The organism is Algoriphagus confluentis, assembly GCF_036245625.1.
Classification (GTDB): domain Bacteria; phylum Bacteroidota; class Bacteroidia; order Cytophagales; family Cyclobacteriaceae; genus Algoriphagus; species Algoriphagus confluentis.
The window spans coordinates 481,106-503,538 of the sequence record NZ_BTPD01000001.1 but is presented as its reverse complement, the minus strand read 5'-3'; the positions used below and the strand labels follow the sequence as shown (position 1 = coordinate 503,538).

17 protein-coding genes are annotated in these 22,433 nt (G+C 45.2%); 8 read left to right on the top strand and 9 right to left on the bottom strand.

Features of this window, described 5'->3' with window-relative positions; all coding sequences use genetic code 11:
* The first annotated feature begins 56 nt into the window (after positions 1–56).
* Entirely contained in the window at positions 57–2,297 is a 2,241-nt protein-coding gene (locus AAA943_RS02210; protein WP_338222609.1) for a Tex family protein, read from the top strand.
* A gap of 213 nt (positions 2,298–2,510) precedes the next feature.
* Positions 2,511–3,089 carry a hypothetical protein gene (locus tag AAA943_RS02205; protein ID WP_338222608.1) on the top strand — a complete coding sequence of 193 codons (579 nt, stop codon included), beginning with the start codon at positions 2,511–2,513 and terminating at the stop codon, positions 3,087–3,089.
* Between the two features lie 116 nt (positions 3,090–3,205).
* Here the strand turns inward: AAA943_RS02205 and AAA943_RS02200 are convergent, their stop codons facing one another.
* Entirely contained in the window at positions 3,206–5,998 is a 2,793-nt protein-coding gene (locus AAA943_RS02200) for an outer membrane beta-barrel protein (RefSeq protein WP_338222607.1), read from the bottom strand.
* Positions 5,999–6,302: 304 nt separating this feature from the next.
* Between AAA943_RS02200 and AAA943_RS02195 the strand changes: the two genes are divergently transcribed.
* Entirely contained in the window at positions 6,303–6,560 is a 258-nt protein-coding gene (locus AAA943_RS02195; protein ID WP_338222606.1) for a hypothetical protein, read from the top strand.
* Positions 6,557–7,330: an XRE family transcriptional regulator gene (locus AAA943_RS02190; RefSeq protein WP_338222605.1), complete on the top strand. Its 774-nt coding sequence runs from the start codon at positions 6,557–6,559 to the stop codon at positions 7,328–7,330. Before AAA943_RS02195 ends, AAA943_RS02190 begins: the two co-directional genes overlap by 4 nt.
* A 56-nt stretch (positions 7,331–7,386) precedes the next feature.
* Here the strand turns inward: AAA943_RS02190 and AAA943_RS02185 are convergent, their stop codons facing one another.
* From AAA943_RS02185 to AAA943_RS02175, 3 genes are all read right to left on the bottom strand, one after another.
* Entirely contained in the window at positions 7,387–8,148 is a 762-nt protein-coding gene (locus tag AAA943_RS02185; RefSeq protein WP_338222604.1) for a hypothetical protein, read from the bottom strand.
* A 99-nt stretch (positions 8,149–8,247) separates the two neighbouring features.
* A complete protein-coding gene (locus AAA943_RS02180) occupies positions 8,248–8,676 on the bottom strand; it encodes a DUF2141 domain-containing protein (protein WP_338222603.1) in 429 nt (142 codons plus the stop codon).
* Positions 8,673–9,740 carry an AMP-binding protein gene (locus AAA943_RS02175; protein WP_338222602.1) on the bottom strand — a complete coding sequence of 356 codons (1,068 nt, stop codon included), beginning with the start codon at positions 9,738–9,740 and terminating at the stop codon, positions 8,673–8,675. The genes AAA943_RS02180 and AAA943_RS02175 overlap by 4 nt, the downstream gene beginning before the upstream one ends.
* 95 nt (positions 9,741–9,835) lie before the next feature.
* On the opposite strand from AAA943_RS02175, the gene AAA943_RS02170 reads away from it, so the two are divergent.
* Positions 9,836–10,672 (top strand): 1,4-dihydroxy-2-naphthoyl-CoA synthase, encoded by an 837-nt coding sequence (locus AAA943_RS02170; RefSeq protein ID WP_338222601.1) that lies wholly within the window; start codon positions 9,836–9,838, stop codon positions 10,670–10,672.
* Positions 10,673–10,766: 94 nt separating this feature from the next.
* On the opposite strand, the gene hutG is transcribed toward AAA943_RS02170, so the two are convergent.
* Positions 10,767–11,723, bottom strand: coding sequence for a formimidoylglutamase (gene hutG / locus AAA943_RS02165; protein ID WP_338222600.1), 957 nt, complete (start codon positions 11,721–11,723; stop codon positions 10,767–10,769).
* Between the two features lie 83 nt (positions 11,724–11,806).
* Between hutG and AAA943_RS02160 the strand changes: the two genes are divergently transcribed.
* Positions 11,807–12,430 (top strand): Uma2 family endonuclease, encoded by a 624-nt coding sequence (locus AAA943_RS02160; RefSeq protein ID WP_338222599.1) that lies wholly within the window; start codon positions 11,807–11,809, stop codon positions 12,428–12,430.
* 49 nt (positions 12,431–12,479) lie between these two features.
* Here AAA943_RS02160 and AAA943_RS02155 read toward each other — a convergent pair whose 3' ends face one another.
* From AAA943_RS02155 to hutH, 3 genes are all read right to left on the bottom strand, one after another.
* Positions 12,480–14,483, bottom strand: coding sequence for a urocanate hydratase (locus AAA943_RS02155; RefSeq protein ID WP_338222598.1), 2,004 nt, complete (start codon positions 14,481–14,483; stop codon positions 12,480–12,482).
* A gap of 104 nt (positions 14,484–14,587) precedes the next feature.
* The gene (gene hutI, locus AAA943_RS02150) at positions 14,588–15,865 is read right to left on the bottom strand and encodes an imidazolonepropionase (protein ID WP_338222597.1); all 1,278 of its coding nucleotides are present in this window, start codon (positions 15,863–15,865) and stop codon (positions 14,588–14,590) included.
* 73 nt (positions 15,866–15,938) lie between these two features.
* Positions 15,939–17,504 carry a histidine ammonia-lyase gene (gene hutH, locus AAA943_RS02145; protein ID WP_338222596.1) on the bottom strand — a complete coding sequence of 522 codons (1,566 nt, stop codon included), beginning with the start codon at positions 17,502–17,504 and terminating at the stop codon, positions 15,939–15,941.
* Positions 17,505–17,701: 197 nt separating this feature from the next.
* On the opposite strand from hutH, the gene AAA943_RS02140 reads away from it, so the two are divergent.
* Both AAA943_RS02140 and AAA943_RS02135 read left to right on the top strand, forming a co-directional pair.
* The gene (locus AAA943_RS02140; protein ID WP_338222595.1) at positions 17,702–18,568 is read left to right on the top strand and encodes a LysR family transcriptional regulator; all 867 of its coding nucleotides are present in this window, start codon (positions 17,702–17,704) and stop codon (positions 18,566–18,568) included.
* 138 nt (positions 18,569–18,706) lie between these two features.
* Positions 18,707–19,504, top strand: coding sequence for a helix-turn-helix domain-containing protein (locus AAA943_RS02135; RefSeq protein WP_338222594.1), 798 nt, complete (start codon positions 18,707–18,709; stop codon positions 19,502–19,504).
* Here AAA943_RS02135 and AAA943_RS02130 read toward each other — a convergent pair.
* A complete protein-coding gene (locus AAA943_RS02130; protein WP_338222593.1) occupies positions 19,501–22,371 on the bottom strand; it encodes a two-component regulator propeller domain-containing protein in 2,871 nt (956 codons plus the stop codon). The genes AAA943_RS02135 and AAA943_RS02130 overlap by 4 nt on opposite strands.
* Between the last annotated feature and the right edge of the window lie 62 nt (positions 22,372–22,433).

Genomic DNA, 22,433 nt, shown 5'->3' with positions numbered 1-22,433 from the left:
GCAAAAAAAGCAGCCTTATCTTGCGGCCTCATTTCTGATTAAGATTACACCTAAATATGAATTACGAGATTAAAATCGCCTCCGAACTTGGTGTAAAGCCACATCAGGTTCAGGCGACTATTGACTTGCTGGATGGAGGTGCTACCGTTCCTTTTATTTCCCGGTATCGAAAAGAGGCGACTGGTACGTTGGATGAAGTGCAAGTGGCGGCTATTCGGGACCGGATCGAGCAGCTGAGAGAGTTGGATAAAAGAAGAGAAGCTGTCTTCAAATCCATCGAGGAGCAGGGGAAATTGACTCCGGAACTCAAAAAGGCCATCGATGCAGCCGAGACTATGGCCAAGCTCGAGGATATTTATTTGCCTTATAAGCCTAAGCGCAGAACCAAAGGCACCATTGCCCGGGAAAAGGGGCTGGAGCCATTGGCAGAACGAGTTTTTACGCAGACTTCTTTTGATCTGGCAGCAGAAGCCAACAAGTATTTGAATGAAGAATTGGAGGTAAAATCCACCGAGGAAGCCCTACAGGGAGCGCGGGATATTATTGCGGAATGGATCAACGAAAAGGCTGAAATCCGGGAAAAGATGCGCAAGCTTTTTCTGGAAGAAGGAACCTTTACTTCTCGCGTGATTCCCGGCAAGGAAACCGAAGCCATCAAATACAAAGACTATTTCGACTGGTCCGAGCCGATCAAAACAGCTCCTTCGCATCGGGTGTTGGCTATGAGACGTGGGGAAAAGGAACTTTTCCTTATGCTGGACTCCTGTCCGGAAGAGGGGGGTGCTTTGGCTCTACTGGAGCGGGAGATTTTGGCAGATGCGGCAAATTCCGCCGTAGATCAGGTCAAACTGGCGATCAAAGACTGCTACAAGCGCTTACTCAAACCCAGCATGGAGACGGAAATCAGACTCCTGACCAAGAAAAAGGCGGATGAGGAAGCAATCAAAGTATTTGCAGAAAATCTCCGTCAGCTTCTGTTAGGGGCTCCTCTCGGAGAAAAGTCCGTTTTGGCTATCGACCCGGGATTCCGGACTGGCTGCAAGCTGGTTTGTCTGGGACCCCAAGGTCAGTTGCTGCATTATGAGGCGATTTTTCCTCATGAACCACAGCGACAAACTGCCGCTGCGGGCATGACTGTCAAAGGTTTGGTGGATAAATTTTCTATTCAGGCTATTGCCATCGGAAATGGTACAGCTGGACGGGAGACGGAGGCTTTTGTAAAAGGCTTGGGTTTACCTAAATCGGTGATTGTAACCATGGTCAATGAGGCAGGGGCTTCTATCTACTCCGCCTCAGAAGTGGCTAGAAATGAATTCCCGGACTTGGATTTGACGGTAAGAGGAGCAGTTTCTATTGGCAGAAGATTGATGGATCCTTTGGCAGAATTGGTGAAGATCGACCCCAAATCCATCGGAGTAGGGCAATATCAGCACGATGTGGATCAAAATGCACTCAAAAATGCCTTGGATGATACAGTCATGTCGGCGGTGAATGGAGTAGGGGTGGAGGTCAATACGGCTTCGAAAGAACTCCTTACTTACGTCTCTGGATTGGGGCCGGTGTTGGCTCAGAATATCGTTGAATTCCGAACTGAAAACGGACCTTTCACCAGTCGATCCCAACTCAAAAAAGTACCCCGGTTGGGTGAAAAGGCCTTTGAGCAGGCTGCGGGTTTTCTCCGAATCCAGAATGCCAAGCATCCTCTTGATCGCTCAGCCGTCCATCCGGAGCGGTATGAACTGGTGGAAAAAATGGCCCATGACCTCAAAGCTTCCGTTTCTGATTTGATGAGTTCGGAGGAGTTGAGGAATAGAATTTTGCTTAAAAACTACGTGTCCGAGACGGTGGGTCTTCCTACCCTTCAGGATATTTTGGAGGAATTGGCCAAGCCCGGTAGGGACCCAAGAGAGACGTTTGAAGTGTTTCAGTTTCAGGAAGGGGTCAACTCCATGACGGACTTGCGGGTTGGTATTAAGCTTCCCGGGATTGTCACCAATATCACTGCCTTTGGGGCCTTTGTGGATATCGGGGTGCATCAGGACGGATTGGTTCACTTGAGCCATTTGGCAGACCGATTTGTCAAGGATCCCAATGAAATTGTAGCCGTGGCTCAAAAAGTTCAAGTGACTGTTTTGGAAGTGGATATTCCCCGAAAGCGGATAGGGCTGAGTATGAAGTCCGATCCTTTTGCGGAGCGGGGCAAAAGCCCAGTCAAAGCTCCTCAAAAAGAAAAGGAGTCAAGCCGAGAATCTTCCATGGCAGAAAAATTAGCCCAGTTGAAAGGAAAATTTCGCTAAAAAATTGAAAAAAAAGATAAGCGCGATCCAGTTGGGGTCGCGTTTTTTTTTGCCCTTGACCGGACCTTTTTTTAGAAAAAATAAATATTTCTCCCCGTATTGAAATGACGATCCGGCTTGCGAAATTTCCTGAGTCAAACCTCTTTTCTTTAATCCGAGAGATTCTTTCAAAATAGGTGTTGATCTTACCCTAAACCCCATATTTCATTTCCCATGTTTAAAAAAACAGTATTCATCCTGAGTGCTAGTCTCATGATGTGCCTTCCTCTTTTTGCCCAGGAAAAGACCCCGGGTGTTCGAGCCAAACTCCTTCTGGAAGGAGGCTTGGAATTCGGCGGAGACGAATTACTTCAGGTCTTTTTCACCAATGGAGAAGATCAGGTCATGCGGGCTGGTCAGGGAGGCTTTTTGTCAGTAGGTGGACAGCTGGATTTTCCAAAAATCAAGCATTTGATGCTGAGAGGAGGAATCGGCTGGAAATACAACACCACGGCAGCCGACGATGCCAACATCCGATTTACCCGTCTTCCCATGTATCTGATGCCATTCTACAAAATCAACGAAAACTTCCGATTGGGCGCAGGAATCACTACTCATCAAGCGGTCCGATTCAAAGGGGACGGTTTTGTGCCGGACGCTGACATGGAAAGCAACTTGGGAGCGAGAGTGGAATTCGGCTACAAATGGGTGGCTCTTACCTACACTTCAATTAAGTATACTTTGCCAAATAGCGAGGTCTTGTCGGGGAGTTCTGTGGGGCTGGTACTTTCCTTTACGATTCCGGGAAGTTGATCCTCTACAAATCATGGGAAAAATCCATGATTTATGACCAGAGCAAGGAGCAAACAAGGATAAAAAATGAAAAAGCGGGAGAAATAAATTCTCCCGCTTTTTTTGGCATTCCGTAGTTAGATATCTGTCGGACGACCTCCCCGACCACCTCCCGAGGAATCTCCGGTATTGATCAGTTCGTTGTAATCATCCATATCCATTCCCTTGCTGAACCGGCGGAGATTGTAGGTAAAGGACAGCATAAAATACCGCTGAAGCACGTTGGTTTGGATATCTTCAATGAAGGTCTCGGTGATGTTTCTTCGGACATTGGCATTTTGACCTAGCAAGTCATACACCATGATGCTGATTTCTCCACGCTGATTTTGGAAAATTTTCTTTCCGATACTCATATTGATCAGGGAGAAATTGTTGTCAAAACCTTCAGAAAGTCCCGAGTTGATTTGATGGTTAATGTCCAAGCGGTAAATGAATCCCTCCCAAATAATCCAGTTGAAATTGACCCGGAATCGTTGCTGGAAAAATCGATCATTCAGATTGGAGTTGAGCGTGTTTTCTACCCGATTGAAGGAAGACCTGGACCAGATATTGAAGTCAATCTGATCGCTGATGCTGCTGTTTATGGAAAATCCAGTGCTGAGTCGTTGAGAATTGTTGAATCCGATTTGGTCGTTGACCTGCCCCGGACGTCGGGTCACTCCACCCCCCAGATTGAGGTTAAGCTTGGACTTGATAAAATCCAGAGGCATGCCGTAGCTCAGCCAGGTTCTCATATCCCAATAGCCATCCAAATTGACCGGACTGTTTAGTTGGGAGCCTTTTTCCAGAATGATTCCATCCTGGATTTCAGTGGGCTCGTCGGCAATAAAAGTACTGTTGGAAATGAAGTTATTGACCAAGGAGGATCGTGCAAAGAGAAACCAGCTTTTATCGGTTTCGGGATTTTGGTTTCGGAATCTCAACCTGAAGTCATGACTGTAAGACTGATCCAAATCCGGATTTCCCGTTCTCAATTGAAGGGGATTGGAGTTGTCGATTACCGGTTGCAGCTGTCTTACTTGGGGTTCTGCTGTCCGGGTATCGTAGTCCAGTTGGATATTGGTAGTGGGTGAAAATTTGTATTCCATCCTTACAGTGGGAAGGATGGCTTTAAAATTCCTCTGCAAAGCAAATGCTTGCGGAAATTCCTGGGCATTGTCCAAGTCAGCGATCTGATACTGGAGTTCTGTTTGCATTTTGAATTTTTCCACACTGTATTGGTAGCCCAATTCAAATTCCTGAGTGAGGTAGTCACTTTGGAAAACATTGCTGAGTGCGGTATCAAGCATCATATTTCCTGCTTCAAAATCTCCGCCTTCCACATTGAAAATCAGCTGTTCGGAATCGTTGTTCCTATTGCCTATTTCGTATTCAATTTCGATCTGGCTTTTTTCACTGAGAGCCTCGGTGAATGAGAGTCCCACCTCCCATCGATTCCCTATTCGGTCACGGGTGGTGAGCTGATCGATTTGCTCCACTCTTTCTCCGGACTCTTCAAAGTAGGTGTTCTCCGCTGTTCGGATGGATTCGTCATTATCCCATCCTCTATGGTAGAATGTCCTTAGTGTAATTGTTCGGCCTGGTTTGTTAAACTGATGGCTGTAGAGTAAGCGATTGAAAAAGTCAAACTCGGTATAATCCCCCAATCGGGCATTTTCGACTTGGTTGATTAGGTTTTGACCATCGGTGGTTTCTCCGAAAAATCCTGAGTTTTCGGTTTCAAATCTTGCCCGGAGTCTTGGGATATAAAGGATTCTGTTTCTGGAATTCGGATTGTAATCCAGCCTTAGATCTGCCTGATGTTCGTTGTTGACCCTGACATCCCTGGACACCTCCGAATACTCCTGATTGGATCCATCCGTGGTAACAAAATCCCTGAATCGGGAGATAATCCCCACATTTTCTCTGTTGGAATATTGATAGCTACCGGTTACTTTGATTTTCTCCCCCCAAAGATCAGTATAATTCATCCCCAAGATATTGGTAGTTACGATTCCTTCCTGAGGTCTCCCGTCGGATTGGGTATTGGCATCGCTGGAATAATTCAGGAGGTTGATATTGTTGGATAATCCGGTAAATGTAAGTCTTTGATCTTCGTTGAATGCATTGACACTGGCCCCAACCAAGTAGCGATCGTCTGTTCCATACCCAGCGGTCATCTTTCCAAATTGACCTTTCCTTCGATTAGGCTTGGTGATGATGTTGATGGTTTTTAACCTTTCACCATCGTCAAATCCGCTCAATTGGGCTTTTTCACTTTTCTGATCGAATATTTCTATGCTTTGAATGACTTCTGCAGGGAGATTTTGAAGGGCAGATTGGACATCATTTCCGAAGAAGGGCTTCCCATCCACCAAAATCTGAGCGATTGCTTCTCCCTGCGCCTGCAAAACCCCACCTTCAGAAACTACACCCGGAAGCTTTTCTATCAATACTTGGGCACTAGCGTCTTTCATGGTTTTGAATGCGTCTGCGTTGTACATGGTAGTATCGCTCCGCTGAGTTCCGGAGGATCTTCTTGCCGCTACGACCACTTCTCCCAAAGCAGTCGCTTCCTCCCGGATATTGATAGCACCCAAGTCCATATTGCCCCTGACTGTGATGGTCTTGAAAAAGTTTTGATAGCCCAAGTATTGAATTTTGAACAGGTATTCTCCTTCACGCACACTGTTCAACTCAAATTCCCCATCGATTTCTGATATCGTTCCGGTTACTTGGGAAGAGTCGGAGACAGAGAGCAAAAGGATATTGGCATAAGGGACTGCCTCGGATTTGCCATACTCCAATACCTTGCCCTTGACCGTATAATTTTGTGAAAAAGCATGGGCAGAAAGGCCGAAAAAGAAAATAAATAGGTAGAAATACTTCATGGTTGGTTTGAGTTTACTTCGAGTTATTGTCTCATTTGAAGACAATGACTACATACTACTTACAAAATAACCGGAGATTGGTTTCATTCCGATCCAATTATTGGCTGAGCGGTCGAATGGTAAAATGAGCAGCAACCAGTCATGGAAAAAACCGGAAACTGTCCTGTGCTTACCTGAAAATCAAATCTTTATGGATTTGAAAAAAAAGTGACAGCTCTTGTCAGAAAAAAATGTTCATTTTTACATCAAATAGATGTTTATAAAAGTAACATTTACTAATTTGGCCCATGTAAATCAATGAGCTATGGAATCAGCAGAGAAAATCAAAATCACATCCAAGGCCCTTGCCTCAGGCAATCATCAGGTCAAGTTTTTTGTAGAGGATGAACAGAGGCCCCAATACGGCTATCTTTTGGTCACCGAACCCAAGCCGGTCGGGGAAATCATCGAGCAGATCAAGGCCAAATTGGAAAGCAGAAAAGTAAAAATGGGAAACATTAATCCCTTTTTCCCGGTGGCACCTATGGAAGATGATCCTAACTTTTATCTCTTTTCTGCATGAGCTACCTGGCATCCAATCTCCGATACCTCCGCAAAGTGAAAGGAATCACCCAAAGTGATCTTGCGGATCAGCTGGACGTGCAGCGAACCATGATCTCAGCCTACGAAGACGGGCGGTCCGAACCCAAGCTGGCAACCTTGTTGAAGATCAGTGAGCTGCTGGAAGTGGGTCTGGAGGAATTGGTTGAGCATGATATTGAGCAGCTGGGAAGAAGAGCCCTCCAAAAGCGCAAATTGAATATTCTCACTATTGCTGCTGACCAAAATGATAAGGAAAATATTACCCTGGTGGGCCAAAAGGCCTCCGCTGGCTATCTCAATGGATATGCAGACCCAGAATACATGGAGACCTTGCCGCAGTTCCACCTGCCCAATTTATCCCGTCAAGCCACTTACAGAGCTTTTGAATTGGCCGGGGATTCCATGCTTCCTTTGAAAGCAGGTACGCTCATCATAGGTTCGTATTTGGATCAGCTTTCCCAAATAAAAAGTGGGAAAACCTATGTTCTGGTCACGCAAACTGAAGGGGTCGTGTATAAGCGGGTCTTTAATTACCTGGCAGAAAACGGCAAACTCTTCCTGGTCTCTGATAATGACCACTACAAACCTTATGAAGTCAGAGGGGAGGATGTACTGGAGGTTTGGGAAGCCAAGGCCTTTATCAGCACCGATTTCCCCAATCCAGGGGATAAGAAAACTCCTTTGACCCTAGAAGATTTGGGCAAGATGATTCAGGATATTCATTATGATCTGAAGAAAATCACAGGCTAAATGAGAATGGGGAGGCATGAAGGGAAAATAAATTCCATCGGATTTTGAGTCCTAAATCAGGATTCAATCAGTTCATCCAATCGGCTTTTGATTTTTCCTACAGCATCAAAAGAGGGATCAATATTGACTACTCCCTTACCCAATTCGTGCCAATATCCATCTCCACAGTCTATGTACATTCCCCGCTTGTTTCCGGGAGCTTCCTTGGACAGTTCATAATGGTAGTCAGGAGTGAAAATAAGCTTCATCAGCTGAATGGCATATTCCCAATTGAGATTTCTGGTTTTTCCTTCCTGATCAAAAACGACCTGCCTATGGGAAAAATGAACGGTCAGGCTGCAATCCCAAGCCCTTTCTGAATCGACTTTTCGAAAGTGTATCTGTAATGGAGCCTCTTTTTTTACCGTTTCGTAGATGGCCTGAATCAGATCTTGGGCCATGAGTTGCCACTCTTCCTGGTTGGAGGGGATTTTTACGCCTTCCTCTTTTCCGTGTCCCTGTGGGGTCAAAGAGATTCCGCCGTCCTCGATATCCTTGCTCGTCCATTTGCTGCTGGAGAAAAGTTCTTGAATGGGATTGATCCAGACCTGGTCCAAAGGTCCCTGATATCGATAATCGTCGTTGACGGTGAATCCTTCGTCGAGAATTTCTTCTTCCGAAAGTTCCTCCCGTTCGGTATAATGCAGGTCAAGTTGCACTTCCAGGTTTCCTTTTTTCCAATCCAGAGCCAATCGGAACACATGGCTATAGGGTGGAGGAACTAATCCTGAATCGTATTCCAGAATCAAACCGGTGAGTGAGTTTTTAGCGGAGCTCATGCCTTTAATTTTTGCCAAAAGTAGGGCTTTTCGAGGACATGAGGAGAAAATCCATAAAATGGGGAGGATTGATTGGACTTGAAGGCATGGGACGGAAATCTATTTCAATCGTATTTGAACGGTCTTACTTCCTTTATCCAGTTTGAATGCCGCCTTTTCGAAAGAAGGAGGGCCAAAGTAGATTTTGGGGTTGTTTGAAAATCCAAAGCGTTCTGTTGGATAGCCCACTGGATTAGTGTCCAATTTCCCATTGAGATTTTCATCATGAATGATGGAAATGGCATAGGTTCCCGCATCCAAATCCTCAATTAAAAGCTTGCTTGTTGGAAGGGTAGAAGGAATAGAAATAGAACGAATGGCCTTATTGAGATCGTCCGGAAATCCGTCAGCTTGCTGAAAAACCAGTACCCGAATCATTCCTGAATTGGACTTGGCCTGAAGGATTTCTACCTCCAAAAGCGGTTTTTCCTGTGCCTCCATTAACAATGGAAAACAAGTCAGCAGCAGAAAAAGGAGGAATGCTTTCATAAATTGGAAATAGTCTTTTTCCGATTGATTTTTCCGCTTGGGGTCATTTGAAAGGATGGGATAAAGGATATTTTCCTCGGCACTTCGTATTTGCCCAATTGGTGCTTGAGTTCAGTCAGCAATTCTCCTGCCTTCTTTTCATCAATTGTTGAGGATTCGATTAGAAGAATCACTTTTTCCCCCAGTTTTTCATCCTTTTTTCCAAAAATGAAAAATCGGGAATCAGAAAAGAAACGCTGAACATGCGATTCAATCTTAGCTTCCAAAAATTCAGGATGGATCTTGATACCTCCACTATTGATCACAAAGTCAGCTCTTCCCAGCCAAACAAAAGAAGTTTCTGACCGAGGTTCAATAAGATCGTTAGTCTGAATAGGATCGGGGCCGCTCATTTGGGATTGGATCCACAAGGCTCCACGCTGATCCTGACCAAACTGAACTCCCGGTAAAATCTGATAGATCAGTTCGTCCGCTTGGATCGGGGCTAGGGCAATGTGCGAAACGGTCTCCGTCATGCCAAAGGTTTGCCAGGCCTCGATGCCGTTTTCTACTAAGTTGACTTTCAACTTCGCTGAAATGGGAGCCCCTCCGATGATCAGATGAGGAATGGATTTGAGTTTTGGGAGACTTGTTTGATCTTCCATAGACGCTTGCACCTGAAGGGGAACCATCGCGACAAAATCAAAATCCTCATCGACCTTGCTCAGGGGGTCGGAACTGGGCTCCACCAAATGAATTTCACAGTTCCAAACCATCGCCCGAACCAGCATCATTTTCCCGGCGATATAGGCAGAATTGAGGCAGCAGAGCAGTTTTGAATTAGGGTCAGTTTTAAAAAAAGATCCGGTCCCTTGCGCACTTGCCATCATTTGGTCTCTGGAAATGGGTATTTGCTTGGGGGTTCCAGTGGAGCCGGAAGTGGATTGGGTAAAGGTTTTTTCTCCTTCCAACCAGCTTTTGCAAAACGAAAAGGCAGCTTGTGCATATTCCGGTAAATCTCTCGGATTCACTTCAAAATCTTCGGCTTTCGAATAGGCTTGATTCTCAAAATGGAGTCGAAACATAGGTTGGGAAGCAGTTAGAAAGCGGTTTTCCAAGTAACAAATTCCGCAGGAGAGGGTTAACTTGCACAAAAATGTAATTTTTAAACCAAACGATCATGATCAACTGGATTACAGCCAAAGAATACGAAGATATCACCTACAAAAAGTGCAATGGTGTGGCCCGAATCGCTTTCAATCGCCCAGAAGTCCGAAATGCCTTTCGTCCAAAAACCACTGCCGAGCTTTATGATGCCTTCTACGATGCGCAAGAGGATACTTCTATCGGAGTGATTTTGCTGTCAGGAGAAGGGCCGTCTCCGAAAGATGGGGGATGGGCATTTTGTTCAGGCGGAGATCAGCGGGCACGAGGGCATCAAGGGTACGTAGGTGATGATGGCTATCATCGGTTGAATATTCTGGAAGTTCAGCGTCTGATTCGCTTTATGCCAAAGGTCGTGATTGCGGTAGTTCCCGGTTGGGCAGTAGGAGGTGGACACAGCTTGCATGTGGTCTGTGACCTGACTTTGGCAAGCAAGGAACATGCTATCTTCAAGCAGACCGATGCCGATGTAACGAGCTTTGACGGAGGGTACGGTTCTGCGTATTTGGCCAAAATGGTTGGTCAGAAAAAGGCACGTGAGATATTCTTTTTAGGCCGAAATTATTCTGCTCAAGATGCCTTCGATATGGGGATGGTCAATGCCGTGATTCCCCATGCAGAACTGGAAGATACTGCTTACGAATGGGCACAGGAAATCTTGGCCAAGTCTCCGACCTCGATCAAGATGCTGAAGTTTGCGATGAATCTCACTGACGATGGAATGGTCGGTCAGCAGGTCTTTGCCGGAGAGGCAACCCGTCTGGCTTACATGACGGAAGAGGCCAAAGAAGGTCGGAATGCATTTCTTGAAAAGAGAAAGCCTAACTTCAAGCATATCAAGTGGATACCTTGATTTAAATCAAGTAAAAAAGAGGCTGAATTTTTCGAATTCAGCCTCTTTTTTATTAAGAAATTTACTCATCTGAAGGCAGAATTTACCTCAAATTTCACCCAAAAACCTTCCTCAAAATATACTCAATTGCCCGGGCAGCCAACCTAGCTGTGGCATTGTCCTGATCAAATTTGGGGTTGAGTTCGACTACGTCCAGGCTGATCATTTTTTTACTTGAGGCAATCAGCTCGAAAACCTTAAAGGCAATCTGCGGGTCAAATCCCATCGGTGAAGGAGCTGAAACTCCCGGGGCAAATGCCGAAGAGAATCCATCCAAGTCGATACTCAAATATACCTTATTGACCGAGTCTAAAAACCAGATGATCTGCTCTTCGATGTATTCCCAATTGTTCAGTCGGAAATCCTCCATTACCAAGTATTTGGCCTGAAGTTTTTCTGCTGTTTGAAAAAGAGATTTGGGGTTGGCAGCCCGCTGAATACCTAAAGCCAGGTAATGAAAGTTACTCGGAAATTCTTGAGCTAACTGGAGGAATGGAGAACCTGAATGGGCTTTTCCTTCGACCAGGGGTCTTAAGTCAAAGTGTGCGTCAAGGTTAATGATTCCGAGTTTTTCGCCTTTTTCGGAAATGAATTTTTGAACACCCCGACCGTGGGCATAGGCTAAATCATGACCACCTCCTAGAAGTACAGGAAAATGATTGCTTTTCAAGAGATCATAGGTGATTTTGGCTAGGGCATCATGAGAAGCTTCCAAATCCTGATTGAGAGTGAAAATGTCACCATAATCCCGCAGGGGAAGGTTTTCGGGAAGGTGGTACGCGACCGAACCCAGCATTTTGCGGATGGCTGCAGGACCTTCTAAGGTTCCTAATCTTCCCTGATTTCTGATGACACCCTCCTCTCCGGCGTAGCCTAAAATCCCCACTTTCTTTTCAGATCCTTGGGCCATGCTTAGGTTTGAAATGGATTGGACTGCTTGATGCCAATAGTCGAGTTGATCGGATTTTCGGCCTGACCAGTGATAAGGGGAAGGGTTTTGGTGAAGGTTCATTGGTTTTTGATTTGAGTCTTGTGGTTTTTACTCTAACTTAAGGAAACTTGTTTGTTAATTTGGTTGCCTAAAGGATAAATACGATGAAGCCTTACCGAATTCCTGAGAAAGAGAATATTGATTTGGCAGCATTTAAAGAGCCTGACGCTACTTTTTCCGGATATACCTATGCCGATTACTTGACATGGAGTTTTGAGGAAATTGTGGAGTTAATCAAAGGGAAAGTTTTTAAAAAGGCAGCTTCACCGAATAGAAGACATCAAGCTGTGTCTGGAAATTTGTTCGTGCATTTTCATGCATTTTTGAAAGGGCATATTTGTCAAGTCTACTCCGCCCCTTTTGATGTGAGATTATCAAAAGATCCTGACATTAAAACCATTGATTCCGTAGTCCAACCTGATATTTCCGTGATTTGTGACCCTAATAAACTGGATGAAAAAGGTTGCCTAGGTGCCCCGGATTTGATTGTGGAGATCCTTTCTCCGGGCAATAGCCAAGTCGAACTTCTAAACAAATATGACCTCTATCAGGAATATGGAGTAACTGAATATTGGATTATTCACCCAGTTGAAAACACCCTTCAAATCAATGTCTTGGTGGATGGAGTATATCAGCCCTCGAGGCTTTTTACCACTGGTCAAAAAGTAACATCAACCGTACTTACCGGATTTGAATTGGATTTGAAGGAGGTTTTTGAGGAAAGTTGATTTCTCCGAAAAACTCTTCCAAAGTTCGGAACTTTGGAAAAGTTGGCCGTCAATGAATAAGATTTTCAAAAATCCCCACATCCACCAATTCCGGAACCGTCACTTTTAATCCTGGAGTCCGGTCCATTTCCCGTCGAATCGCTTCCATCGAACCCGTATTTCTCGCCCAGGCTCGGCGTGCAATTCCATTGTTGACATCGTAGAAAAGCATGGATTTCAACCTTCTTTCCGCTTCTTGACTTCCATCCAAGACCAGCCCGAATCCTCCATTGATCACCTCTCCCCAGCCAACACCGCCACCATTGTGGATGGACACCCAGGTCGCTCCACGAAAACTGTCCCCGATGACATTGTGTATCGCCATGTCGGCAGTAAATCGGCTTCCATCATAGATATTGCTCGTTTCCCGGTAGGGAGAATCGGTTCCGCTGACATCGTGATGATCTCTACCCAGGACAATTGGGGCTGAGATTTCACCGGATGAAATGGCTTGGTTAAATGCTGCCGCAATTTTCGACCGACCTTCGGCATCTGCATAGAGGATTCGAGCCTGAGAACCTACCACCAACTTGTTTTTCTCCGCCTCCTGAATCCAGGTGATGTTGTCCTGCATCTGTTGGGAAATGCTAGTGGGAGCATATTCCATGATTTCTTTTAACACATAGGCTGCGATTTGATCGGTTTTACGCAAATCTTCGGCTTTTCCCGAAGTACACACCCATCGAAAAGGTCCAAATCCATAATCAAAACACAGGGGTCCCAAAATATCCTGCACATAGCTTGGATAGCGGAAATCAATTCCATTTTCTGCCATCACTTCGGCACCGGCCCTCGATGCTTCCAGCAAAAAGGCATTTCCATAGTCGAAAAAATAGGTTCCTTTGGCTGCGTGACGATTGATCGCAGCAGCTTGTCGCCGCAGTGATGCCTGAACTTTTTCCTTAAAAGCTACAGGATCATTTGCCATCAGCTGATTGGATTCTTCGAAAGTCAGGCCCGCAGGATAGTACCCACCTGCCCAAGGATTGTGCAGCGAGGTCTGATCTGACCCGAGTTCAATGAATATATTTTCCTGATCAAAACGCTCCCAAACATCCACTACATTGCCTAAAAAGGCGATGGAAAGCACTTCTTCTGCTTCTTTTGCTCTTTTTACTCTCGCAACCAATTGATCCAAGTCTTCGATCAATTCATCTACCCAACCCTGTTCGAATCGTTTTCTGGCAGCGGCGGGATTGACCTCTGCGCATACGGTTACGCAACCTGCAATATTCCCTGCCTTGGGCTGAGCGCCACTCATGCCACCCAACCCAGCAGTAAGGAAAAGCTTCCCTTTGAAAGATTGACCGGAGCCCAATTTTTTGCGAAAAGCATTCATGACCGTGATCGTTGTGCCATGAACGATTCCCTGTGGACCGATGTACATGTACGAACCCGCCGTCATTTGCCCGTATTGAGTGACTCCCAGTGCATTGAATCGCTCCCAATCGTCCGGTTTGGAATAGTTGGGGATCATCATTCCATTGGTGACGATGACTCGTGGTGCCTCGGGAGAAGAGGGGAAAAGCCCCATAGGGTGGCCAGAGTACATGTGAAGTGTCTGCTCATCGCTCATCTCAGCGAGGTAGTTCATGGTCAGGAGATACTGTGCCCAATTCTGAAATACAGCCCCATTTCCTCCATAGGTGATCAATTCCTCGGGATGCTGTGCTACTTCTGGATCAAGGTTGTTTTGGATCATCAGCATGATGGCTGCGGCCTGTTTGGATTTGGCTGGATATTCGGAAATTGGCCTAGCATACATCTTATAGTCCGGCATAAAGCGATACATGTAGATTCGCCCGTAGCTTTTCAATTCTTCCCAAAACTCAGCGGCCAACTCTCGATGCCATTCCTTTGGGAAATAGCGCAAGGCATTGCTAAGCGCCAGTTTTTTCTCTTCCGGAGAAAGGATATCCTTTCGCTTTGGCGCATGCGAAATAGCAGGATTTCGCAGTTTTTTTGGAGGTAACGCTGAAGGGATTCCTTGTATGATTTGATCTTGAAAAGACATGGGATTTACGAATTACGATTTTTGGTTCACGATTTATGACCCTTTTTGGTCCTTAAACTCAGAATTGTAGGCCATTTTCAATAATGATTCTCCTATGACATCGGTCATCTGACACCGGACTTCAAAGCATCCATACCTCCCGTCTTCCTAACCTCCTTACTTCCTGACTTCCACACTTCCATCGGCTTCATCTTCCCTTGATGGTATAGAATCTCCCGATAATCTTTGGTAGGGAAAAGGATAAAATCAGCCAATTGACCCTGGGTTAATTTTCCCCGATCGGCTAATCCAAGAGCTGCTGCAGCCCGGAAAGTAATTCCAGCCAAGACTTCGGCTGTGCTCAGTTTTTCGAAGGTAGCCAAAATAGAAGCCTGAGCGAGCAAGTCTCCCATCGGTGCCGAACCCGGATTCCAGTCGGAGGCGATGGCTAAAGCTCCACCTAGATTCAGAACCTTGCGGGCAGGAGTGAAGGCACAACCCAATCCCAACGATGCACCGGGTAAAGCAACTGAAATAGTGTTTGATTTGGCCAAATAGTGGGTTTCTGCATCGCCTGAAGCTTCCAAATGATCTGCTGACTTGGCATTGAAGTCAACAGCCACTTTCGAACCTCCCACCGTAAACTGATCCGCATGGACAGTCAAATCAAAGCTCATTTCTTTAGCCTTTTGAAAATAGGGTTTGATTTCATCCGGAGAAAAAGCACTTTTCTCCACAAAGGCATCGATGCGATGAGTTAGCTTTTCTTTTTTCAGGGAAGGAAAAAGTTCATGAGAAATCAAATGCAAATACTCCGAATTAGAACCTGAAAAATCTTTGGGCTTCATGTGGGCAGCCAAGCAAGTGGGAATCAAATCAGCTGAAGTCAGACTTTTTGCTTCTTGGATCGCCCGGAGCATTTTTAATTCTTCCTCAACCGAAAGTCCGTAGCCGCTTTTTACCTCAATGGTAGTTACACCTTCGGAAAGGTGGCGATTGGCATGATTCCCTGTGATTTTTGCCAGGTCAGCTTGACTCAGTTTTCGGGTTTGGGTCACCGTATCCCAGATTCCTCCTCCTGCTTGGGCGATTTCGAGGTAGGTTTTTCCTGCATTTCGCATGGCAAAATCTCTTGCTCTCGATCCTCCAAAGCAAATATGGGTGTGGCAATCCACCAGCCCGGGCAAGGCCACAAAATCCCCTTTCAATTCATGGATTTCTGCTTTTGGAAAATCTTTGATAAGCTTCTCCCATGGTCCAACCTGAAAGATTTTTTCTCCTTCTATCAGGATTCCTGCCTGCTCGATGAGCTCCAATTGATCGTCTTTCAGCGCTCCTTTGAGCGGGAGATGATCCAGGGTCAGCACTTGGGAGATTGGGCCGATTAGTTTTTGCTTTTTCATTTTTATCTCTCACAGATTTCACAGATGAGCACAGATGAGATTTGTTGTAATCCGTGTCATCTGTGAGCCCTTTTTAATACTCAAATAGTTCACTCCATTCCGTGTCGAAAGCCAATCCTTCCTGATCAGCCACCTTTTTCGCCAGATTCACCAATTCTCCGCTTTTCACCAAATCAATGGCTGTTTCCATATCCTCATAGAGAATCCGATCGGAAATCACCGGGTCGATGCTTTGCCTTACCCGCTCGTAGATAGCGGTCATGATTTTTCCCGATTTCAGCGGAGCATGGTAGTCCATGGCCTGTGCGGCATAGAACAGCTCGATCCCGAGTATTTTTTCTACATTTTCGATCACTCTCAGCGCCTTTCTGGCACTGATACTTCCCATGCTGACGTGATCTTCCTGACCCAGTGAAGTAGGTATGGAATCTGCCGAAGCGGGAAAACAAAGGCCTTTGTTTTCCGAAGCCAAAGCTGCCGTAGTGTATTGGGGAATCATCAAGCCAGAATTGAGGCCGGTTTCTTTGAGCAAAAGTTTGGGCACACCCGGCGTATCCCCTTCGATGGAAAGGTAAATCCTCCTGTCGGCAATGTTTCCGATCTCCGAAGCTGCCAAAGTGGCATAGTCCAAAGGCAAAGCAATCGGCTGTCCGTGAAAATGTCCTCCGGAAATGGTGTGATTTTCATCAAAAACTACCGGATTGTCTGTCACTGAATTGATCTCGATCTCCAGGATTTCTTTGAGATGGAGGTAGGCATTCCAGCTCGCTCCATGAACCTGCGGCATGCATCGAAGGGAGTAGGGGTCCTGAACTCTCGCACAGTGGAGATGAGAAGCGACAATTTCTGAGTCCTTGAGCAGATTCTGGATAGTTTCAGCTACGTGCCTGCTTCCGGAATAAGGGCGGAGTAGATGCAAATCGGCAGAAAAAGGCTTGACCGAACCCATCAATCCCTCAATCATCATCGCCCCAGTGATGCTGGCATGGGTCAACAGGTTGTGAAGCTTTTGGACCACTTTCACTCCGTGCGCAGCCATAAATTGGGTACCGTTGATCAGCGCAAGACCTTCTTTTGGTCCCAGATGAAGTGGTTTTTTGCCCATCTGCTCCAATACTTCATTGGACTTTTGGACTTTTCCCTCGTAAGTGACTTTTCCCAAACCGATCAAAGGCAAAAACAAATGAGAAAGCGGAGCCAAATCCCCTGATGCCCCCACGGAACCCTGAATTGGGACCAAGGGAACGATATCATTCTCTAGCATCCAGTGGATTCTTTCCACAGTTTCCCATCGAATACCTGAAAATCCCTGAGCCAGCGCATGAATTTTCAGAACCATCATCAGCCTGGATATTTCCAAGTCTACAGGTTCGCCTACGCCTACGGCATGGCTTTTCAGCAGGTTTTCCTGAAGGGTTTTGGTATCTGCTGCCGAGATTTTGCTAGTGCAAAGGGGACCAAAACCCGTGTTGATGCCATAGACGATGGCTTCGCCTTGGGCTATTTTTTCAACAGCCTGAGCCGAATCTTGGATTTTTTGGATGGTTTCCGGGCTGAAAACTCCTTTGATTTCTCCTGAAGCCAATCCCAAAGCAAGGGAAGCGGTAAGTCGGTTTTGTCCGTAATTAAAGGTTTTCATGGTTTGGTTAACCTTTGGGGTTTCTAAAAACCTCGAAGGTTTTGAATAGATGATCAAAATTTTAATAACTCAAACCTTTGAGGTCTGGAAGACCTCAAAGGTTGCCTCTAAGGCCTCCAAGGTTCAGTAAAATTACCGTTTCTATTTGATGCTTTTTGATACTATTTTTGTCAATTACTGATAATCAAAGAGTATCAATGGAATTAAGACATTTGAATTATTTCCAGGCAGTGGCTGAGGAACTGAATTATCGAAAAGCGGCAGAGCGCCTGTTTATTTCCCAACCCGGACTGAGTCGGCAGATCAAGCAGCTGGAGGAGGAGATGGGTGTGCAGCTGTTTGAGCGGGACCGAAAGCATGTGGAGCTGACTGCGGCTGGCGCGTATTTCAAAAGAGAGGTGGATTTTATTTTGAATCACCTGGAGATCACCCAAAAGCAAATTCAGGAAATCGCACAGGGTAAGGAAGGAGAATTGAGAATCGGGTTTTTAGGTTCAGCTTCCAATCAGGTGCTTCCGGATTTGCTTCAAAAACTCAATTCCCGTTTTCCAAAAATCAACACCAGCCTGGAAGAATTGAGCAATCAGATTCAAGTGGAAATGATCCAAAAAGACAAGCTGGACTTGGGTTTTGTTCGCTTGGCCTCTGTACCGGAGGATTTGGAAATGCGAGCGGTTTACAGGGATACGTTTTCTCTGGTAGTTCCTGCAGATCACCCGATTTCCGTTGACACATTCCAAAGTGTCGGTCAGTATTCTGATGAATCCTTTATCCTTTTCTCTTCCGATTACTCCAATTTTTACTACGAGCAGATTTTGGGAATCTGTCGGGATGCGGGATTTTCGCCAAGAATCAAGCACAAATCCGTGCATGCCTTGACGATTTTCCGTTTGGTGGAAAATGGGTTGGGAGTAGCCATCGTGCCCACTTCCCTGAAAGAGGGCTATGAGCTTAATGTGCGCTTCATGGAAATCCCTGCCATCACCCAATTCACGGAATTGTCTTTGATCTGGAAGCCGGAAAACCGAAATCCCGTCTTGGGAAAGGTTTTGAGTTTGATTTAAAAAGAGGCTTAAAATGGCTGAAAATCCTATTTTTGAGTAAATGCCGTCTAAATGTCGGGTCAATTCCGCTCTATTTTCGCGCTAAAGAATTTCCATTTGAATCAACTTGCCATGGTCAAACCAAAAACACAATTCAAAATGAAACAACCAGAACTTGGCAAGAAGATCTCCGAATGGAGAAAAGCCAAAGGACTCACGCAAGAGGAGCTCGTCGAAAAATGCAATCTGAATGTCCGCACCATTCAGCGGATCGAGGCTGGGGAGGTGACCCCAAGAAGCTATACCATCAAAGCGATTTTAGATGCTTTGGAGGTGGAGCATTCCTCCCAATTGGAAAGCGAAGAAAGATTTCCTGTCAAAGTACCCACTTACCTTTATTTGGCTTTTGCAGCGGGGCTGATTTATTTTTTCATGGCCTTCTATGAAATAGGAATGGAATACGAATGGATAGAAGATGGATTTGTGGCAAATAAAATGGCATTTACAGCTGTGAAACTGGCAACTTTCCTGACTTATGTGAGCTTTTTGGGGGGATTGGTGGCCCTGGAAAAGTTTTTCCCCAACAGAATTCTAAAAATCGCGCTTTGGGTCATGATTGGTTTCAATCTGGTGTTGTACACTCTAGACCTTTTGTCTCTTCATTTTGACCTGCTGAATATCCAGGATTATTATTGGATCAAGCTGGAAGTATTTGGAATCGGATATGCATTCTTGGGAGCCAGTTATTTTGCTTACAAAGGAGTGAAATTTGGTATCACCCAAGTCATCGGAGCCTTAGGACTGATTGCCGGGATTTTGATATTCTCAGGCGTGGGCGTTTTGTTTGGACTTTTGCCTTTGACCTTCTTCGAGATCGGTCAGTTGGGTCTAATGATTTACCTCATACAAAAAATCGGGAGAGGAAGCTCTCCCGATTCTGATTTTTCTGCTGCTTAGAATTTGAGAATAAACTCTTGAAGATTGTCTGAGCGTTCCAAATGAATTTTTTTGCGCAGTCGATACCGGGCGATTTCCACACCCCGGACCGAGATATTCATCAGATTGGCAATTTCTTTGGACGACAGGTTCATTCGCAGATAGGCGCTCAATTTGATTTCCTGCGGGCTGAGATCAGGGAATTTCGTTTTAAAGCGGTTCATGAAGTCACCGTGTACCTCGTCAAAATGCATCTCAAACTGCTCCCAATCTTTATCTCCCGCTATGTTTTTCTCGATGCTGGAAATGATTTTCTTAATTTCATTTTTGACCGCTTGATTATTGCTCTTTTCGGTGATGTTCATCAGTTGGGTTTTGGTCTGATCGATAAATCCGTTTTTGTTGATCAGGTGCATGGTGGTAGAGGCCAATTCTTTGTTTTTAATCAGAATTTCTGACCTGAGCTTCTCGGTCTTTAATCGCTCAATCTCCCGCTGAGAATCCTTCAAATCGCTTTCTTTCTGTTGGATGACGATGGATTGGGCGGCCTTGATTCTTGCAGCAGCTTTTTTCATTCGTTTGTCCAGATAGCGGAAAGCCAAAGCCAAGGCAAGGATCCCCAAAATCGAATAGATTACATAAGCAAGTGGACTGCGGTACCAGGGAGGAAGTACTTTGAATTCAAATTGATCTTCCTCTCCGACCTGACTATAAATATCCTTGCTTCGGACATGGAAGGTGTAATTACCTTCTCGGAGATTGGTGTAAGCTTTATCTCTTTTGGTAGTCCACTCTCCAAATCCTTCTTCCAATCCTTCCAGCCAAAACTGGTACTGAGTGGTATTTTCATTATTGGGAATGGGATTGCTGGCTTCGAATCTCAAATTGGCCCGTTGGTAAGGAATGTAGGGTGCCTGTGGATTGGATTTCGTTTGGCCGGATGCATATTTTCCTTCCCAAATCAAAGAGTCTGCAATTCCGGTCAGGTATACCGAACGGATTAGGGTGGGGAAGGCCTTGGGAGCGCTGTAGTTTCTGTCCAATTTATACCAAATGAATCCTTCATTGGCGGCAAAAAGAACCTCATTGGGACGAATCAGAGAAATATTCTGCAAGTCGTCATTGAGAAAGGGTTTGATTTTATTGAAAATCTGATTGTTTTTAGTGTAAGACCCGTTGATTTGACGTTCAAGTACTCCAACTTCCTTTTCTCCCAAATAAAAAATATTACCCAAAGGGTCTTCTGCCATGCTTGTGGCCGAAAAGTCGTAGTCAAAATAGGGTTCGAAATTGGGATCGAGCTCCAGACGGTCGTTGCTGGGATTGTGCCGATACAAACCGTATTCGGTAGAAAAGACCAGCTGATTGTTTAGTTTCCAAACACTGTTCAAGAGGGTGGTAGGAAGGCCTGACTCTGTGCCGTAAAATTTGAATTCCAATGAGTCCAGGGAGGAATTTAGCCTCAGTCGGTAAATTCCTTTGTAGCCATGGGCCATCCAGATGTCTCCGTTGCTGTCCTGCTCGAAAATCCTGCTGGATTCTTCAAAACCCTTTAATTTTCTCACAAAGCGAAGGGAAGAATTTTCTATTTCAAAAAGCAAAAATCCGCTATAACTCCCTGCAAGAATCATATTCGGATGATCTTTTAAGGGCTGAAAATTCCAAATACCCAAGGGACCGTCGATGGCTTTGGCCCCGTTTTTTTGAACCAGGAAAGCCCCGTCATTTTGGGCAGAAAGCAGAAAATTCTGAATTTCAGTGATTTGATACACTTGTCCGATACCTCCGGAAACAGAGGTGATACCTGAGCCCGATTTTCCGTTCCAAGTCTCCGTAAACAGCCCGTAATTGGTGCCGTAAATGAGCTGATTTTCTTTGAAATAGGCATCATATCCTGTACCCGGAAGTCCGGAAAACTGATCGATTAAGCGGAAAGGAAGACTCAGTTCAAGTAGCGTAATGCCATTGTTGTGTCCTACCCAGAGATTGCCGGAGACATCTTCGAATAGCGAGAGAATGGAGTTGTTTCTGAGTCCATTTTCCTTATTCATTTCCAGAAGGATTGTTCCTTCCGGACTTAGGACAAAAAGACCATTTTTCTGGCTGCCAATGGCGATATTTCCATTCTTTAGCTGATGGACTGTGTTGATTTGGAGATCTTCAGGAATAGGGGTTTTCCATGACTCTGTTTTGGAAGGAGAAAAGCTAAAAACCCCTTCATTTCGGGTGAATACCAAATGCTGATTTCTGCTCAGGGAAATAAAGCCTACCACAATCATGTCTTTGAAAAAGTCTCCTTTTTCCCAAGGCAACAGCTGCTTATTTTCCAGATAAAGCAAGCCTCTTTCCTTTTGGTTGACCAGCAGGTTATTGTTGGCAATATGGAAACTTTCAAAATCCTGCTCAAGGTTTAATAGGTGAACAAGTTCCAGATCTTTACTGAAAACAAAGATTTCGTCGAAGGTACAAAAGACGATTTTATCCTGGATAAAGAGGATTTTCCAGATTTCTTCCTGGTTTTGTTTTTCTTTGGGCAACTTTTCCAGCAGAGAAAAATAGCTCAGCTTACCGTTTTCATTGGGTCGGAAGTAGCCAAACTGGCCCTGACCGGCAACGAATATGGTACCGGAATCATCGATGGCCACATCCCGGATTTTGGTGCTGTTGGGAAGGGTGTAGCGCCTCCAAGTACTTCCATCGTATTCTAAAAGTCCAAAATTATTGGCCACATAGATGAGTCCCAACTCATTTTGTGTAAAGGAAAAGTTCTGTATGCCTCCCTGATAATCATTGGTCGAATAATACTTTGAAAAAGGCAAACCCGGTGTTTGGGCCAGACCATTGGCAACAAGCAGTAAATATAAGAGCAGGGATAAACAAGTTCTCATAAGTTATTTTGGGTGGAACAAATATGTTCAAAAACAATTGATTTCCAAGGTCTTCAGCTCCT

What these genes read in the sequence shown, in the direction of transcription:
- hutI (WP_338222597.1), bottom strand. Translation starts at nt 15,865, where the DNA reads ATGAAAAAGCAAAAACTAATCGGCCCAATCTCCCAAGTGCTGACCCTG.
- AAA943_RS02170 (WP_338222601.1), top strand. Translation starts at nt 9,836, where the DNA reads ATGATCAACTGGATTACAGCCAAAGAATACGAAGATATCACCTACAAA.
- AAA943_RS02160 (WP_338222599.1), top strand. Translation starts at nt 11,807, where the DNA reads ATGAAGCCTTACCGAATTCCTGAGAAAGAGAATATTGATTTGGCAGCA.
- AAA943_RS02205 (WP_338222608.1), top strand. Translation starts at nt 2,511, where the DNA reads ATGTTTAAAAAAACAGTATTCATCCTGAGTGCTAGTCTCATGATGTGC.
- AAA943_RS02155 (WP_338222598.1), bottom strand. Translation starts at nt 14,483, where the DNA reads ATGTCTTTTCAAGATCAAATCATACAAGGAATCCCTTCAGCGTTACCT.
- AAA943_RS02180 (WP_338222603.1), bottom strand. Translation starts at nt 8,676, where the DNA reads ATGAAAGCATTCCTCCTTTTTCTGCTGCTGACTTGTTTTCCATTGTTA.
- AAA943_RS02135 (WP_338222594.1), top strand. Translation starts at nt 18,707, where the DNA reads ATGAAACAACCAGAACTTGGCAAGAAGATCTCCGAATGGAGAAAAGCC.
- AAA943_RS02130 (WP_338222593.1), bottom strand. Translation starts at nt 22,371, where the DNA reads ATGAGAACTTGTTTATCCCTGCTCTTATATTTACTGCTTGTTGCCAAT.
- hutG (WP_338222600.1), bottom strand. Translation starts at nt 11,723, where the DNA reads ATGAACCTTCACCAAAACCCTTCCCCTTATCACTGGTCAGGCCGAAAA.
- AAA943_RS02195 (WP_338222606.1), top strand. Translation starts at nt 6,303, where the DNA reads ATGGAATCAGCAGAGAAAATCAAAATCACATCCAAGGCCCTTGCCTCA.
- AAA943_RS02190 (WP_338222605.1), top strand. Translation starts at nt 6,557, where the DNA reads ATGAGCTACCTGGCATCCAATCTCCGATACCTCCGCAAAGTGAAAGGA.
- AAA943_RS02140 (WP_338222595.1), top strand. Translation starts at nt 17,702, where the DNA reads ATGGAATTAAGACATTTGAATTATTTCCAGGCAGTGGCTGAGGAACTG.
- AAA943_RS02175 (WP_338222602.1), bottom strand. Translation starts at nt 9,740, where the DNA reads ATGTTTCGACTCCATTTTGAGAATCAAGCCTATTCGAAAGCCGAAGAT.
- AAA943_RS02185 (WP_338222604.1), bottom strand. Translation starts at nt 8,148, where the DNA reads ATGAGCTCCGCTAAAAACTCACTCACCGGTTTGATTCTGGAATACGAT.
- AAA943_RS02210 (WP_338222609.1), top strand. Translation starts at nt 57, where the DNA reads ATGAATTACGAGATTAAAATCGCCTCCGAACTTGGTGTAAAGCCACAT.
- AAA943_RS02200 (WP_338222607.1), bottom strand. Translation starts at nt 5,998, where the DNA reads ATGAAGTATTTCTACCTATTTATTTTCTTTTTCGGCCTTTCTGCCCAT.
- hutH (WP_338222596.1), bottom strand. Translation starts at nt 17,504, where the DNA reads ATGAAAACCTTTAATTACGGACAAAACCGACTTACCGCTTCCCTTGCT.